The organism is Dyella sp. AD56, assembly GCF_002878475.1.
Lineage (GTDB): Bacteria > Pseudomonadota > Gammaproteobacteria > Xanthomonadales > Rhodanobacteraceae > Dyella.
The window spans coordinates 1-14971 of sequence record NZ_NRDP01000007.1 but is presented as its reverse complement, the minus strand read 5'-3'; the positions used below and the strand labels follow the sequence as shown (position 1 = coordinate 14971).

Genomic DNA, 14971 nt, shown 5'->3' with positions numbered 1-14971 from the left:
CTGCGCTGATTCTTGACCATGAACTTCTACCCGGGATCGTGACGTGAAAATGAGCAAAAAAGCATAACAGTTACACCAACCTAACTATCTAAGCTCGTTCTCAAAGCGCATCCCTCCCCCGCTTTTAGCAGCAGCCAAAAAGTGAAGCTAAGCGGCCAAGGCCAATGTCTGCATCGGCGTGATGTCACTGAGTGCCATGTACTGGCGCGCGTGGTTGTAAGTCCACGGCCAACGAGTGGCCATGTCCTGCACCTGTTCAATCGAGCCGAACCGGGTTCGTGCAAGCCATGCCTAGTGCATTTTCCGGTGGTAGCGATCGACGTAGGCGTCCCGCTGCGGCTTGCCCGTCTGGATGTGGTCGACTCGGATACCGCGCGGTGCGGCAATCAGTGAGGAGTGCACTCTTGCTCCGGTCCTTCCACCGCGCGCGTTTCGACTACACAAAAAGTCCTGAATCGCCGCTGCTGATGCGGCGGCATTCCCAACACACTGGCGCCCAAACGGGGCCGGCGGATCTTCCGGCCCCACTGAACAGCATGGCGGCTCAACCAGCACGTTTTGTTCCAACGGGAACAGCAACGTAGCCGACGTGGCTCGTCGCATGCGCCCGGATACGCTGGAGAAGGAGAGTTGTTGTGGAAGATACGCTTCGCAAGCTGGGCAACGCCGATGCCGATCCTGTGGTGGTTCTTACACAGCTGGTCGAATGCATCCGCCCCAAGCGGGCGGGCAATCTCAATATGGCCCGGCAATCGATGTTCGCGCTGTGCTTTCTACTGGAACAAAACACAGAATTCAGAGCTAACCTGCGCGGTGCGGTCTGTCGCTTGCTGACCGAGCGAAAGCCGCTATCACTTTATACGGAGGCGGGCATCTTCTCCGGCAACGATGTCTTTTCCGAAACGTTGCGTCGCCTGTCTCGCAACTTCCTTCTTCCCGATGCGGTCGATCTTCACTATCTGCGTGACGTAGTTGCCGTGCTGTTCCACAAGGCCAGCGATCATGTCTGGGTCGAAGGTGTTGAAACAGCGTCGTGGGTCAAGTTGCTGGAGGCATTGCGCTTCGATGAGCTGGACATTTCCGGCGATACGTTTCACGTCATGCAGATCGGCGAGGCGTTACGCGTACTGTCGTACCGCATTGCATCCATCGGCCTGGAACCAGAGGTGCTTCGACTGGATACCTCGCTGGAGAAGTTCGCCTCACCGTTCATCGCGCAGAATGTGGAAACGCTGGCCTACGTGGATCAGTTTGAACGTTGGCAGGCAGGTGATCACCAGACCGCTCCGGATGCTCGCCATCTACTGGTGCTGCTCGACCAGTGTCATAGCGTGGCCGACCGTATTCGTGCCCGGGCGGCACGTGACGGAACCAGCCTGTCCCTGACACTTCAGCTTCAGCGGCTTCGGCAGAACCGGTTGCGCGTGGAGGCATTGGCCGACCTTCTACAGTCGATGCGGGCCGACAGCACGAACACTTGTATGCTTGAACGCGCTGCACAACTCGCGTCCACCCTGATCAGCCAGGAATGTCGCAGGAACGACCTACGTGCGTACATGCGGCAGAACGTTCAGATCCTGGCGCTGCGCGTCACCGAGAATGCCGGCCATGCGGGCGAACATTACATTACGGCGAGCCGAAAAGATTATTTTGCGCTGTTGCGGTCGGCGCTGGGAGCTGGTTTCGTCATCGCTTTCATGGCGTCCTTCAAGATCATCTTCAGCAAGCAGCATTGGACGCCCTTGAACGATGCGATCGCGATCTCGCTCAACTATGGCTTCGGCTTTGTCCTCATTCATATGCTGGGCTTCAGCGTGGCGACGAAGCAGCCAGCCATGACGGCCAACGCAATCGCCGCGTCGATTGATGTGAGCAGCGGAAGCACCAGCGACCTTGAGAAGCTGACCACGCTCATCGCACGGACCATCCGCAGTCAAACCGCCGCGATTCTTGGCAACGTGGTGTTGGCGGTACCAACGGCCATGCTGATCAGCTGGGCGATCACGCGAGTTACCGGGGCACCGTTCGTGGGCAAGGAGAAAGCCATGCACATGCTTGGGGACCTGAACCTGTTCTCCGGCGCCATCATCTATGCCGCCATTACGGGCGTATGCCTGTTCCTCTCTGGGCAAATCGCGGGCTGGTACGACAACCTGTGCGCCTACAACCGCATTCCGGAGCGCATCCTTCAGTTGAAGTGGCCGAGAGCGGTCTTCAGCGAAAGACAGATTCAGCGATGCGCAAACTACGTTCGCTATAACCTGGGAGCGCTGGCCGGCAATTTCTACTTTGGCTGCATGTTGGGCGGCATCTGGGGTATCGGCGTGCTGCTCGATATTCCGCTGGACATTCGCCACGTTGCATTCGCGTCGGCGAATATTGGGTACGCCGCCTCGGCATTGAACTTCTCCATTGACCCACATGTGCTCTGGTCAGCCATCGCTGGTATTGCCGCTATCGGCATAACCAATCTCGTGGTCAGTTTTACTCTGGCGCTGTGGGTGGCTTTGCGGGCACGGCACGTGTCCCTTCCAAAGCGCGGGCAACTGCGTCGCAGCCTGCTGCTTCGTTTTCGCCGGCATACGCGGGAATTCTTCCTGCCCCCGCGTCGCACAGAGAATGCAGCGGGGATCGAGCTGGATAGTGCGGGAACGACCTGATACTCCTCCGTGCTTTCATGATGGAGGTACGTCCGGCAGGGCGCATCAAAAAAGGCGCCGACCTTCCGGCCGGCGCCTATAGATTCGCTTAGCGCTTACAACTGCGAATTAGTCGTCGCGTTGAACTGTGTGCCCAGATTGGTCTCCAGGTCACCGATCGCATATTCCAAGACTCTGAAGGTCGCTGCACGATCCGTCGCGTTGCCCAGATCCAACGTCGCCGAGCTAGCTACGCCGGCCTGCGTCAATGCCTGATTGAACGCTGTACTCGCCTGCGTGGCGGAGATGTAGGTCCCCACGCCCGAGCTGTTGACGTAGTCAATCGTCTGGAACACGTTGGAGAAGATACCTTCCAACGTAGCCACGCTGAAGGCCACATGGTTGTCAGGTGTGGCAAACGTTGTCGCGCTGGTGGTGGGGATCGGGTTGTTGTACAGCTGATCCAGGTAATAGCGAACCTGATAAGGATACTGCTGATAGGTGTCCTGCACGCCCCATACCGAGCTATAGGAGTTGACCGATGCCACGGTCGCCGCCGTAGCTGTTGCGCCCAGGCTGCTGTAACTGCCCACCAAGCCACCGTAGTAGCCCTGGTTGTACGCCACGTTCAACAACACATCGAGAAAGTTGTTTGGCAGCGTTTTGAAGTTTGCCAGCGCGTTGTTGTATGCCGGTTGCCACGGCGTTACCCAACCACCGGGTCCCGGGCCGGTGACGATCAGGGACACGAAATCGTTGTAATGGAAGTACGCCGTCAACATCGGCCCGTAGTACTTGTTGTTGAACGATGGCGGCGTCGGCTTGCTGTACTGCGTGGCGGCCGTCGCCATGGTGTAGCCGATGTTCTTCTGGATCGCGGCGTAGTTGATCAGCGAGTGCCCTGCCGGTGTATAGGACCCGGACACCATGTCGGCGGCGTAATTGTTGATTTGATAGGGGCCACCTTGCCCTGCCCCCATGACCGCCGCCTGATTGGGCGAGGGATCAATAAGCGTACTGGTGTCGACGTAGTACTCGGTCGCGATATTTTCCTGCAGCAACTGCCCAAAGATCGATCCGTACAAGTAGTCCTTGTCGAACTGGATGCCTGGGTCGTATTCCTGCACTAGGTGACCGTACATCACGCCCGCGATGACATTGGACAGGATGAGGTCGGTGTAATTGCCACTCGTCAGGGCGATCTGGTCTTGGGCGGTGCCACTACCCAACAGCAAGTGGAAGCCGATGGTATCTGGCGTGATCACGGGCGGTGGTGGCGGTGGGGGTGTTGTAGAGCCACCGCATGAACTCTGTACCGTCCAGGGCTGCCCACTGCCCGATCCCCCGCTACTGGTGGCTGGATCGTTGCCCTGGGTCCACCAGTTGGCCTGGTAGTTGATGCCATTTTCACTGGCGACATCCCCCGTGTTGTAAACCGTCGCCGCGCTCCACGCAGCCGCGCAGGTGGTGCTCGCATGAACCGCTTGCAGAGGCATAACGGCAAGCGACGCTATGGTCAGCGCGACTTTCGTCACGGCGCTCAAGGAGCTCAGCGTCAGAACAGGATGCATTGTGGATTTCTTCACGCGCATGGATTGCCTCCAAGGTTTGAATGGAACCGAGTAAGGAGAGCTGCATCGTCGATTTCGTGACTGCGTCCGAACCACCTGGAGAGCGCAGTCGCGGTGCATATCCCCATGCGCCACTGCAAGGTCTCGAGGTAAGGCGAGTATTTAGGCGCAATGACAACGTTGTCTATAATGTCCACTTGATAACGTGAACTGGTTAGCGTTGGCCATCGGTGGCCATGGCGACTATGAGACGTGAAGCTGGCCTCCCATGGCGGAGGACAGGTGCGAAACCCGTGAATAGCGCGCAGCGTCATCGCCGGCCTGTCGTTGCCGGCGCGCCTGGAGAAGTAAAAGGGGAAACACTGCCTGTGCAGCAGGCGTTGCTTCATGCGCGTTGACGCGCAGGTCATCTTTGTCCTGCCTGCGAAGGTTGCGTGCCGCGCGCCATTCCGCGCGGCACGCAAACCTTCAGGCAGAGGAAGCTGGGGTCAGGGACCCGTTCTTGCGGCTTCCGGGATCAATCAAACTTCTGGGTATAACGCAGATAGACAAAACGTCCGTAGTCATAGGACGGATTGTAGGCGTACATCGAATCGGTGTTGTTGCTACTGCCGACTTCAAAGCCACCGTAGAAGTAGGGCCCCACGCGGTTGAAGACGTTGTTTGCGCCCAGCGCGATGGTGGCATTCCACGGCGCCTTCCAATAGATCTGCACGTCGTGGAACGTGATCGATGGAATCTGCGTGATGGGCGTAATACCCACACCGGGCAGGTAGTAGTTGGGCATGGTGCACGGGAAAGCGGAATCCTGCGCGTTGTAGCAGGGCTCCTTCAACGGCGAGTAGTACCGCATGGTCCACTGCGCCCCGAAGTCTTGATACTCCCAGCCCATAGTGAAGTTGGAGCGCAGGCGCCAGTAAGAGCTGAAGCCGGTGTTGTGGCTCACCGGCACACCGGCATATTGCTCAGTGTTGTCATGCGAGTAGTAGGTGGATTTGGAGTCGAGCGTGAACTGGCCAAAGGAGAACTTTGGCAACTTGTAGGAAAGATCGACATCGTAACCGGCGACATCCAGATAGCCTTGGTTCTCTTCGCCGGAGAACAGGCTACTCACCTGGTAGTTATCCGCCGCCGTACGTTGGAACTGGGCGCAGTCGGAAGCAATAGCCAGCTCATAGCAATTGTTGAGCACTTCGTTGGGGCTGATGCCGGAAATGATGTTACGCACGATGTATCTGAAATGATCGACCGTGACGTTCAAGCCCGTGAGATAGCTAGGACTGTAGACAAGGCCGATCTCCGAACTCTTGGATTTTTCCGGCTTGAGATTGGGATTGCCGCCCTGGGTGAACGGTGCGTAGACCGGTGCGCCACCCGGCGAGGTGACGGGCACTTGAGGTGCCGCCTCTTGCATGAAGCCATTGGGGAACTCGTTACCCAGACCGGCCGCGTTCAACGCCGTCTGATTCAATGCGGGTTGTCCGCCGACACCATTGGCGCAGTTCTTGGCTACGGTAGCGTTGTAGCGGGCGAGGCCGTAGGTCACGTCGCAGGGGTCGTTGTAGCCCGGATACGTCGTCGAAACACCGCCGAACAGGTCGCCGACCGTAGGCGCGCGAAAGCCCGTGCCATAGCTACCGCGGACCATAAGGTCATCAATGGGTTTCCAGGTCAGCTTGTACTGGCTGTTGAACGTGCTGCCGAAATTGTTGTACCGCGAATAGCGGCCCGCGATATCGAGGTTCAACGACTGCGCCAGCAGCATGTCCTTGAGGATGGGTATGTTTATTTCGGCCCACGTCTCGTTCACGCTGTAGCCGCCCTCCGTAGGCGCACCGGCAAGGTTGGTGGTATAGCCTTCAGAGGATGGTACATCTGGCGTGTCGTAGCCGGACACGGAACGGTGCGAAGCACCTACCGCAAAGGTCAGGTCACCGGCAGGCAGTTCATAGATGTTACCGCTCAAGTCGACCTGCGGCCCTTTTTCCGAACTGCCGTAATGCTCGTAACCGTTAACAGCGATGTAGTTCAACATCGACTGCGTGTAACCACCCGGCCCCGCCAGAGCATTCAGCGGCACGCAGCCTGCGATGACACTGCCTGGCGTTCCGCACTGCACGGTGCCATTGGACCCCATGAACGACGGGCCTAGCGCGTTCTGAAGATTGGGGAGAGAGAAATTACCGGTTTCGGTAATGGTGCCTTCGTAGCGGGTGTTGTAGTAGTAGGCATCCCAGTTGAACGAATGGTCGCCGATACCAAAGTAGCCCTCTAGCCCAAGGCTAAAACGGAAGTTTTCGACCTTGTTGATGGATAGGCGCGACAACTCACCGACGTAGCGCTGGAAAGCCACATCAGTCGGCGTCTGCCCCGGTGCATTGGTGGGGTTGTAGTAGCTCTGCCCCGACAACATCAGGTTGTCGTACTGCGGTTGCTGGATCGAGAACAGGCCGCTGGTGGAAAGCGGAAAGCCTGCCAACTGATCGGTATTGCCCTGCTCGTTGTAACTCGCGGTAAACGTCGCCGTGAGGTTCTGCAAAATGTCGTAATGCCCCTGCACAAACAGGTTCTTCATGTTTGTGGCACTGAGCAAAGTGTTCGGGGGATTGAGGTTGTAGGTATCGCCCGGATTGGTCACGACGCCATTGGCAGCGTAAGTCGGCAGTTGCTGGAAATGGTAGTCGTTGATGTTTCGTGGATCACCACCGGCATTGAGTATGTTGAGATTGCCGTTACTGTCGTAGAACTGCCCGTAAGGACCGAGGTAAGCGAGTCCGTTCAACGGAAATTTGTCAGTTAGCGGGTATTCGCTATAGGGGCGCCTACCTGCACCGATGGAATCCTGGTCCTGGTATTGCGCTGAAAACATAATCGACCCGCGCGAATAGCTCTTGCCAAAGGTGACACCGTACTGCCCTTGTTTGCCATCGCCACCAGGAATGTACTGGCCGTTGTAGGTGTCGAGTTCGGCGCCGTTGAAATCCTTTTTGGTGATGATGTTCACCACGCCCGCGATCGCGTCCGAACCATAGGTCGCAGATGCGCCGTCCGCCAGCACATCGATGTGATCAATGATGGAGGTGGGAATGGTGTCCAGGTTGGTGAAGCCATCGAAGGATGTACCCAGACGCTTGCCGTCGAGCAGTACCAGTGTGCGCTGAGCGCCGAGATTGCGCAGGTCGACATACGTGCCACCTACGTCTGGACCGGCTTCATCCGGGTCGGACTTGCTGATGTCGGGTGTAGACGCGGACGTAAGGTTCGCCAGGAACTGGCCGACGGTCGCAAAGCCCTGCCGCTGAATATCCTGAGCGGTGATGGTAACGACGGGTTGCGCCATTTCCGTATCCACGCCGCGGATCAGCGAGCCAGTGACCTGCACGGCTTTCAGCGTTTGCGCTTTCTGCGGGTTCGCTGGCGTCGCTGCCTGACTTTGATTTTGAGCAGCAGGCGTTACGGCTTGTTGTGATGTATCGCTTTGCTGTTGCGGAGTTGGCGTAGGCGTAGACGCCCCACCACTGGGTGCTGCCGTTTGTGCACGAACAGAATCAGGTAAACCCAGCGTCCCTGCAAGAACGCTGCAGATCAAAACTGACAACAGCTTTCGGTTCTGCGGCTTCATGACAACTCCCCTTGTCGTAAAGTTAGCGCAAGCTTCGTTTTGTCCACGGTCACACCGCACTGAAGATTGGAAATTCAGCAATTGACTTCAGTCGGGAGACCGAACAATAACGAGAGATTCACGTAACTTCACCAAGCAAGTATTTTCGACTCGACCACAAACAATCGCGCAGTCGAAGTGTCGATGAAATGCCTTAAATCACGGCATAAGTTGAAGGGTTGCGGCGCAGCAGAAAAGCGAATCCAACTTCATCTTTCGGAAGAAAACATGATGAACGAGCAATCCGGTCGCAAGCTAATGCTGTTCGGGTGCTCAATGTGGTGTGGTGAATCCTGAGCATCGTTGCGCAAGTGGTACTTGCTTCCGCATGTCGCATGCGAACTGCACGATGGTGTATCAATGCCTCCAGCAGGACGGCCCACAGAACATCATCCGCACGATGCGCGGAGACCAAGTTAGTGAGTTGTACTAGTGCAACATCGACGGCACGTTGGAGTACTGCTTCGATGCGATCTTCGCGACAAAGAACGCTTCAGGATCACCACAGCGGTGGATTTAAGTGAGCCTGATGATGTACTCAGACGATCGATGGAGCGTGCCGTCCGCCCCACTTCGGTATGAAGCGGGGACGTTTAGCTGTTAATCGTGGAACGCGGCACGATAGGCTGGCTGATCATTCACCATGGCTCGTCGCGCACGCTGCTCAGTAAGTTGTCGCCACGTCCAGGTGACAACCATGACACCGCGTTTGACTTCACCTTGCGCCATGGCCAGCAGGTAGGCCCCATCGGTGGTTCGGCATATCCAGGAGGCATTGCAGCCGTAGCGCTCTTGCATGGTGGGTGGTCTATAGATCACCTCCAACTTGCTCGCCGGAAGTTGCTGACCACCCACACTGACGGTTTGATCCGCAAACGAACGAGCCAGTGTGTCGTCATCACCACCGAGGCTTATAAAGAAAGCGAAGATAGGCCCCAGCACGACGACCAGTGCAAAGCCCAGGATGTACCCATATTCCGTCACGGACGATACGCTACGTAGGCACCGGTGCAGGTTCTGCGCTCTGCAGGCCAGATACCGATGCTCTCAAGCGATCCAGCTCCGCGGTTGATCGTTCCACCTCACGCTGCACGCGCTTGTAGATACCACGCAAAGCCGGCTTCAGATGATCCAGTGTTTCGCGTGCGGGTGTGCCCAGCAACACGCAGCGAATGGCGTGCATATGCAGGATCTCCGGCTCGGACAGATAGCCCTGCTGACGCCACTGCCAGCCCATGGTCTGTCCGTCGGAGAACTGCGAAAAGCTGAAGCGCGAGTTGGCGAGGAACAGGCCGAAGCCGAGGAAGACAGCAGCCAGGTCCGTCGCGTGCTCCCATACATCCCAGCCACCCGGTGGCGGCTCAGGACACCCGGCCGTGCGGTAATGCGCCAGCTCGTGTGCGAACGTCGCGACGAGGCTCATGGGGTCACGCACGCGATTCGGGTGATAGGTGATCAGCGCCCCGTCCTCCGTGGCGCGAAACGTGCCTGCCGGCGATGACGGGCTGCCCTTGACCAGCAATGCGGGGGCCACGACAGGATTGGGATCCGCCTCCTGTGCCTGCAACACGCATGGCCAATCTGCCATGCCCGCGTACTCCCGCACGCGCGCGAAGATCGCCTCTGCCATCGCATGCCCCTGCAAACCTCGCTCGGGGAAAAACTGTGGCGTGGGCTGAACCAACGGGCGCTGCCTGAGAGCATCCAGCCCGCCGGTGTGCCGCAGCAGCCATCCAAAGCAGTCGAACTGCCAATGGGTGAGTTCGCTGCCTAGAAGCGTTCCTTTGCGAAACCATCCGAACATGGGTCTTCAGCCTCCGTACCGAAGAAATGACCTGGCTCCAACCTCGCTCAACCCAACGGCGGCCAGGGGAAAGCACTCTGCCCCCTTTTTGTACAGCAACCCAGCCCTTGGCTGAACCCACAACGTGAAATGCGTCAACCTACAGGCTGCGTCAGAAAAATCTTACACGGGGTTTTGATCCAGCCCTTTAAGGTGCTCAAAGGAACCCGATGGCAGGACCCGTACCCGCCCCCAACGATTTGCCACGTGCCGCCCCGGGCCACGCGGCTCACAGAAGGAATCGTGTCGATGAAATTCGCGCTTAGCGCCCTGACCACCGCCATCGCCCTGGCCGCCGCCGGGCTGGCCTGGGCCGGTACACCGCCACAGGCGCCCGCCGAAGTTGCCGCCGCCGCACCCGCGGGGATGACCCTACTGTCGTTCAAGGCCAGCGGCACGCAGGCAGGCGCGACCGCAGCCGCCGTCTACGAAACCGCGCCCGACAAGGATGGCGTGCGCCATCGGCAGCTCACCCTGTTCGGCAACACCAACGGCAAGTTCGCCCCTGAAGTCACCAGCGACAAACTCATCGCCTGCTCGACATGCAGCCAGTACCACGATGACCAGTTCTACCCGGACCATGTCGAGGTATCGGTTGGCCACGTGCACATTGATCAGTTCGACAGCGGCGAGATGCCATCGACCACCACGTTCGACTTCGTGCAGAAGCAAGGCAAGTGGTACGTAACCAAGGCGACGCGCGACACGTACGAGGCAGGCGAAGGCGATCCGCGCCGGGAAAAGCTGGCCATTCCCGCATCCGGCTTGGTTCAGGACATGGATGGCCATTGGAGTGTGCCTACCTACTACTCCGCTCTGGCTGTGAACGACGCGACTGGGAAGTTTGCGTTCGAGCACGGCGCGACCACGTTGCAGCAACTCCAGAAGAGCATCACCGAAGACTGCCAGGGCCCAGGTTGCCGCGTTCTGGTCCAGCAACAGGACGGCTGCATGTCGCTCGTGCGCGACAGCAGCGGTAAATCATTCGGTGCTGGCGTTGCCGACCACGAGGCGAAAGCCGACGCTGTCGCCAAGGCCATGGCCGCATGCAAGGCGGGCGGTGGCAACGCCTGCAAGGAAGTCAGGACGGATTGCAGCAAAGGCATTCTTTGACGGCTGATGGTCGTCATCAATCAAGGAGACAAACATGGACGTCGTGTCAGACAAGAAGATCGACAAACTGATCGCCACGCAGGGTATGACCCGCGTGTACGAACTGGAAGACGGTAGCTGGCTCACCGCACGGGATGGCACGGTGGCCTGGCGCAACAACAACCCTGGCAACCTCAAGTTCGGTTTTAAAGATAGCGTCGACACGCCGGAGAACCGCCTTCCACGCACCAAGGAAGAGGCACTGCACAGCGCGCAGACGAACTACAAGGGTGTCGTCGCCCTGGACCAGTGGGGCAACGCCGTCTTCGAAAGCTACGAAGCCGGCCGCGAAGCGCAGAAGTCTCTCCTGCTCCACCGAATGGGCGACAAGACGGTCGACGAACTGGTCAAGTCCTATTCCACCAAGGATTACAGCGGTGAAGCGCACCACGACAACCAGATAAAGACCATCTACAACACCGCAGCTGCCGAAGGCTTCGATCTTCATGGCAAGAAGGTGAAGCAGATGAGCACGGATGAGCTCAACGCGCTGGCCGACGGCGTATCCAAGGCCGAATCCTGGAAAGCCGGCACGGTCGAGAAAACCCCGCCGCTCAATGAAGAACAACTGCGCGCAGCGCTGGGCCCCCATGCCCACACCAAGGCGCCGGCCCACAGCACAAACGCGACGGCAACCCATACGCACACGCACGCCCTTCGCCAAGGCGATCAAGGCGCGACCGTCGGCCACTTGCAACAGGATCTGGCCGCACTCGGCATGACCTCGCGAGACGGCCACGCCATCAAGCCCGACCAGCACTTTGGCCAGCGCACGCACGAAGCCGTGGAAACCTTCCAGCTCGCCCACGGCCTGAAGCCGGATGGCGTTGCCGGACCGGCCACGCTCGCCGCCATCACGCAGGCCAAGGATCTCGCGCAGACCCACACGCCCAGCCTGCTCGACGCGCAACACCCCGCGCATGGCATGTACCAGCAGGCCTACCAGTGCGTGGCGCGCCTGGATGAAACGCAGGGCCGCGCCTCCGGCGCACACACGCAGATGTTTGCTGGCAGCCTCACCGCCGCCGCTCTTGGCGCAGGCATGAACCAGATCGATCACGTGGTGCTATCGGACGATGCGAGCCGCGGGTTTGCCGTGCAGGGCCCGCTCAGCTCGCCGTTCAAGCAGTACGCCAGCGTCAACGTGATGGACGCCATCCAGACACCGCTCGACCAGAGCAGCCAGCAAGCCGCCGCGCAGATGAGCGCAACGCCGATAGCCCCGTCGTTGAACCAGAATCTCACTGCCCAGCAGCACGTGGCCGGGCCCAGCTTGTAACGGGAACACCTACGCGGCGAAGCGGGCGGAGCGCATTTCTCTCGGAGAAAGCACTCTGCCCTCTTCTTGCCCTTCTGTGCATCTCCACGCCGATTGTCCGCGCGCGAGCCTGCCAGTAAGGTCCAGCCACGTTCACCATCATGGAAGAGATACCCGTACCCACACTTCTACTCTGTGCATTGCTGATCCCCGCCGTCATGCTCAGCCCCTAGGCGGCGGCAGACACCTATGGCGCCGACATGTCCCATGTATACGGCCTGCGCCCTAGCTACGGCGCTTGCTTGAGCAAAGCCAGCGACGATACTGCCGCCATAGTGGCGTGCGCGCGAGCGGAGCTCGTTTACCAGGACAAGCGCCTCAACGACGCTTATGCCGCACTCATGGTGAGGCTGGATCCCGAGCGTCAGGCCAAGCTCAAAGCAGAAGAACTCCGCTGGATACAGTTCCGCAACAACCGCTGCGCCAATACCATCGATGGATTGCAGATTCCCGAGTACCAGGCACCCACGTGCAGAGTCGAAGAATCAGGACGACAGGCGAATCTGCTCGAATTGAGGGCACGGCTTGCCGAGTAGTCCGCTGCGACCGCAGCTTTTTTCTACTACCGCCCGATTTTCACAACTTCTAAAGATTCCCCTGATGGGGATACAACAATTGATCGCTTAATCTGACCCTGCTCCTGAGTCATATAGATGACCCCCTAGAGCAAGCGACCGCCCTGCTGGCGGAGCACCAACAGCCTACTGAACATGGCTGGATGGACAGATGGGCGGCCACGCAAGGGCCGCCCATTTCCTTTTCTGGGCTCAGCGCATCCCATTGCCACGACAAGGCAACGGCTGAGCCGTCTTCCACAAAGTGCACTCGCCCCGTTTCGGCGTCCTACGGGATCACGCTGCAAACACACGCGCGGGAAACAATGACGGCCACCTGCTTACCCGCATGATCGGAGAGCAACGCTATGTGGCGACTTCCCACCCTCGTGCTGATGCTACTGGCAGCCCTGGCCAGCCACGCGCAAACCGTGAAGCTGTGGCCCGGCGTGGCGCCGGGCTCAGAGCACTGGACGCAGAAGGAACAGGTGGAGAAGAACACGCCGGTCGGCACGGTGATCATCAACGTTGTCGAGCCGACCCTCACCGCTTATCTGCCGGAGCCCGGCAAAGCCACGGGCGCAGGTGTGGTTATCGCACCCGGTGGCGCGGTTGTGGCGCTGGCCATCGACCGGGAAGGCAACGACGTTGCGCGCTGGCTGCAAAGCAAGGGCATCGCCGCCTTCGTGCTCAAGTACCGCACCATGGAAAAGCGCCAGCCCGGTATTCCAGCCAACATGGATATGGATGCGGCAGCGAAGTACGGCATCGCCGATGGCATCCAGGCCATCAAGCTCGTCCGCCTGCACGCCGCCGAATGGCATGTGGCGCCCGACAAAGTGGGCATCGTCGGTTTCTCCGCTGGCGGCATGCTGGCGAGCGAAGTGCTACTACAAGACGACGCCAGCACCCGCCCCGACTTCGCCGCACTCATCTACGGCGCACCGTTCGGACGCATGCCCAGCATCCCCGCCAAGTTGCCACCGGTGTTCATGGCCTGGGCTCAGGACGATCCAGTCGCGCGGGATGATGTCGCCAAGTTCTACGCTGCATTGCTTGCTGCGGGCAACAAGCCCGAAGCGCATATCTACAGCGCTGGCGGGCATGGCTTTGGCATGAAGCTGCAGGGCACTACCAGCGATAAGTGGATCGATGCGTTTTATGCGTGGATGGTGGCGCAGGGGTTCACGGGCGCAAGCGTGGGACAGGTGCGCTGAAGGCGGCTTCTCGCTACGCAGCGGTGAAAAAAGCGCACTCTGACTCGGGGTTCCTTGGCCGCGCCAACGCCTATTTTGACTTGCTGGGCTCTTGGACCGCATTGAGTTGCTTGGTAGCGCCAAGGTCTCCGGCAGCGGCAGCCTGTTTGATCAGTGACGCCGCCTCGGCAGTCTTGCCTTCGGTGAGCTTTGTGTAGCCGAGCCCACTCGTGGCCGATGCCACCTGGTCGTGTGGAAGCGAGCTGTCGGACACGGCCTCCGTGAACGATGCGCTCGCTGCCTGGACATCACCCGTGGCCAGCTTGGCCCAGCCGCATTGCGCCTGATTGCGCTCACGACAGACCGTGTCCGCTGCGGCGGAGGGCTGCGCCGAGGCAAACACTTTATCGATGCTGCTCTTCACAGAGGGTGGCGTGGGGACTATCGCCGCGAACAACTTCGCCCGGTCGCTGTTGGCCACAGCATTGGTGGTGACTTGTGCATGCAACTGGTCGTTGTCGGTTTTCAGCTGCTGCAGATAGTCCCCCAGCTTGGCCACATTCACCTTCACCACGCTATCGGGCCCATCCGGCGAGACATCCACCAGATTGCCGGTGGGTTTGGGCGTCAGGTGGGTTTCGATCAGCGGCGCCGAATTCGAAACTAGCCCTTCCAGGTCTGGCTTGACCTCCACCGAAATGGTGATGCGCGGGTTGTGCTCCCCTTTGAGGTAATCGAGCACAGAGCTGAAGGCACCCGCCACCGCACACTGAATCGCCCCGGTTTTCGCGGAGGCTATTTGGTTTAAGTGATCATGCGGCCTGCACCAAGTCGGAAGCCAGCTGACGGTAGTAGTTAGCTTCGGCCTCGGCGGGTGGAATATACCCGATGGGTTCGAGTAAGCGTTGGTGGTTGAACCATGACACCCATTCGAGCGTGGCCAGTTCCACCGCTTCTCTGGTTTTCCATGGTGCTCGGCGGTGAATCAGCTCGGCCTTGTAGAGCCCGTTGATGGTCTCGGCCAACGCGTTGTCATA

At 59.2% G+C, this 14971-nt stretch carries 11 protein-coding genes and 1 pseudogene; 5 read left to right on the top strand and 7 right to left on the bottom strand.

Going from position 1 to position 14971, the window contains the following annotated elements; genetic code table 11:
* Positions 1–147: 147 nt before the first annotated feature.
* A pseudogene (locus DyAD56_RS24220) lies at positions 148–372 on the bottom strand (integrase core domain-containing protein); the annotation flags it as partial.
* A 263-nt stretch (positions 373–635) separates the two neighbouring features.
* On the opposite strand from DyAD56_RS24220, the gene DyAD56_RS06150 reads away from it, so the two are divergent.
* On the top strand, positions 636–2660 hold the full coding sequence (locus DyAD56_RS06150; RefSeq protein ID WP_158241269.1) for a site-specific recombinase: 2025 nt from the start codon (positions 636–638) through the stop codon (positions 2658–2660).
* Between the two features lie 95 nt (positions 2661–2755).
* Here the strand turns inward: DyAD56_RS06150 and DyAD56_RS06145 are convergent, their stop codons facing one another.
* From DyAD56_RS06145 to DyAD56_RS06130, 4 genes are all read right to left on the bottom strand, one after another.
* Positions 2756–4210 (bottom strand): carbohydrate-binding protein, encoded by a 1455-nt coding sequence (locus DyAD56_RS06145; protein WP_102302148.1) that lies wholly within the window; start codon positions 4208–4210, stop codon positions 2756–2758.
* A 517-nt stretch (positions 4211–4727) separates the two neighbouring features.
* Positions 4728–7550 (bottom strand): TonB-dependent receptor, encoded by a 2823-nt coding sequence (locus DyAD56_RS06140; protein WP_233202308.1) that lies wholly within the window; start codon positions 7548–7550, stop codon positions 4728–4730.
* Positions 7551–8471: 921 nt separating this feature from the next.
* Positions 8472–8855, bottom strand: coding sequence for a hypothetical protein (locus DyAD56_RS06135; protein WP_102301874.1), 384 nt, complete (start codon positions 8853–8855; stop codon positions 8472–8474).
* 10 nt (positions 8856–8865) lie between these two features.
* The gene (locus tag DyAD56_RS06130; RefSeq protein WP_199178898.1) at positions 8866–9675 is read right to left on the bottom strand and encodes a hypothetical protein; all 810 of its coding nucleotides are present in this window, start codon (positions 9673–9675) and stop codon (positions 8866–8868) included.
* Positions 9676–9963: 288 nt separating this feature from the next.
* Between DyAD56_RS06130 and DyAD56_RS06125 the strand changes: the two genes are divergently transcribed.
* The 4 genes from DyAD56_RS06125 (at position 9964) to DyAD56_RS06110 (ending at position 13955) form a co-directional block, all read left to right on the top strand.
* A complete protein-coding gene (locus tag DyAD56_RS06125) occupies positions 9964–10827 on the top strand; it encodes a DUF4189 domain-containing protein (protein ID WP_158241267.1) in 864 nt (287 codons plus the stop codon).
* Between the two features lie 34 nt (positions 10828–10861).
* Entirely contained in the window at positions 10862–12145 is a 1284-nt protein-coding gene (locus tag DyAD56_RS06120; RefSeq protein WP_102301872.1) for a peptidoglycan-binding protein, read from the top strand.
* Positions 12146–12384: 239 nt separating this feature from the next.
* Positions 12385–12720: a lysozyme inhibitor LprI family protein gene (locus DyAD56_RS06115; RefSeq protein ID WP_102301871.1), complete on the top strand. Its 336-nt coding sequence runs from the start codon at positions 12385–12387 to the stop codon at positions 12718–12720.
* A 386-nt stretch (positions 12721–13106) separates the two neighbouring features.
* Complete coding sequence (locus DyAD56_RS06110) at positions 13107–13955, top strand: alpha/beta hydrolase (protein ID WP_102301870.1); 849 nt, start codon at positions 13107–13109, stop codon at positions 13953–13955.
* Positions 13956–14025: 70 nt separating this feature from the next.
* Here DyAD56_RS06110 and DyAD56_RS06105 read toward each other — a convergent pair whose 3' ends face one another.
* Complete coding sequence (locus DyAD56_RS06105) at positions 14026–14697, bottom strand: hypothetical protein (protein WP_102301869.1); 672 nt, start codon at positions 14695–14697, stop codon at positions 14026–14028.
* Positions 14698–14746: 49 nt separating this feature from the next.
* Positions 14747–14971 (bottom strand): integrase core domain-containing protein (locus tag DyAD56_RS06100; protein WP_146010446.1); only part of this gene is annotated, 225 nt, incomplete at its 5' end.

What these genes read in the sequence shown, in the direction of transcription:
- DyAD56_RS06145 (WP_102302148.1), bottom strand. Translation starts at nt 4,210, where the DNA reads ATGCATCCTGTTCTGACGCTGAGCTCCTTGAGCGCCGTGACGAAAGTC.
- DyAD56_RS06140 (WP_233202308.1), bottom strand. Translation starts at nt 7,550, where the DNA reads ATGGCGCAACCCGTCGTTACCATCACCGCTCAGGATATTCAGCGGCAG.
- DyAD56_RS06130 (WP_199178898.1), bottom strand. Translation starts at nt 9,675, where the DNA reads ATGTTCGGATGGTTTCGCAAAGGAACGCTTCTAGGCAGCGAACTCACC.
- DyAD56_RS06125 (WP_158241267.1), top strand. Translation starts at nt 9,964, where the DNA reads ATGAAATTCGCGCTTAGCGCCCTGACCACCGCCATCGCCCTGGCCGCC.
- DyAD56_RS06120 (WP_102301872.1), top strand. Translation starts at nt 10,862, where the DNA reads ATGGACGTCGTGTCAGACAAGAAGATCGACAAACTGATCGCCACGCAG.
- DyAD56_RS06115 (WP_102301871.1), top strand. Translation starts at nt 12,385, where the DNA reads ATGTCCCATGTATACGGCCTGCGCCCTAGCTACGGCGCTTGCTTGAGC.
- DyAD56_RS06110 (WP_102301870.1), top strand. Translation starts at nt 13,107, where the DNA reads ATGTGGCGACTTCCCACCCTCGTGCTGATGCTACTGGCAGCCCTGGCC.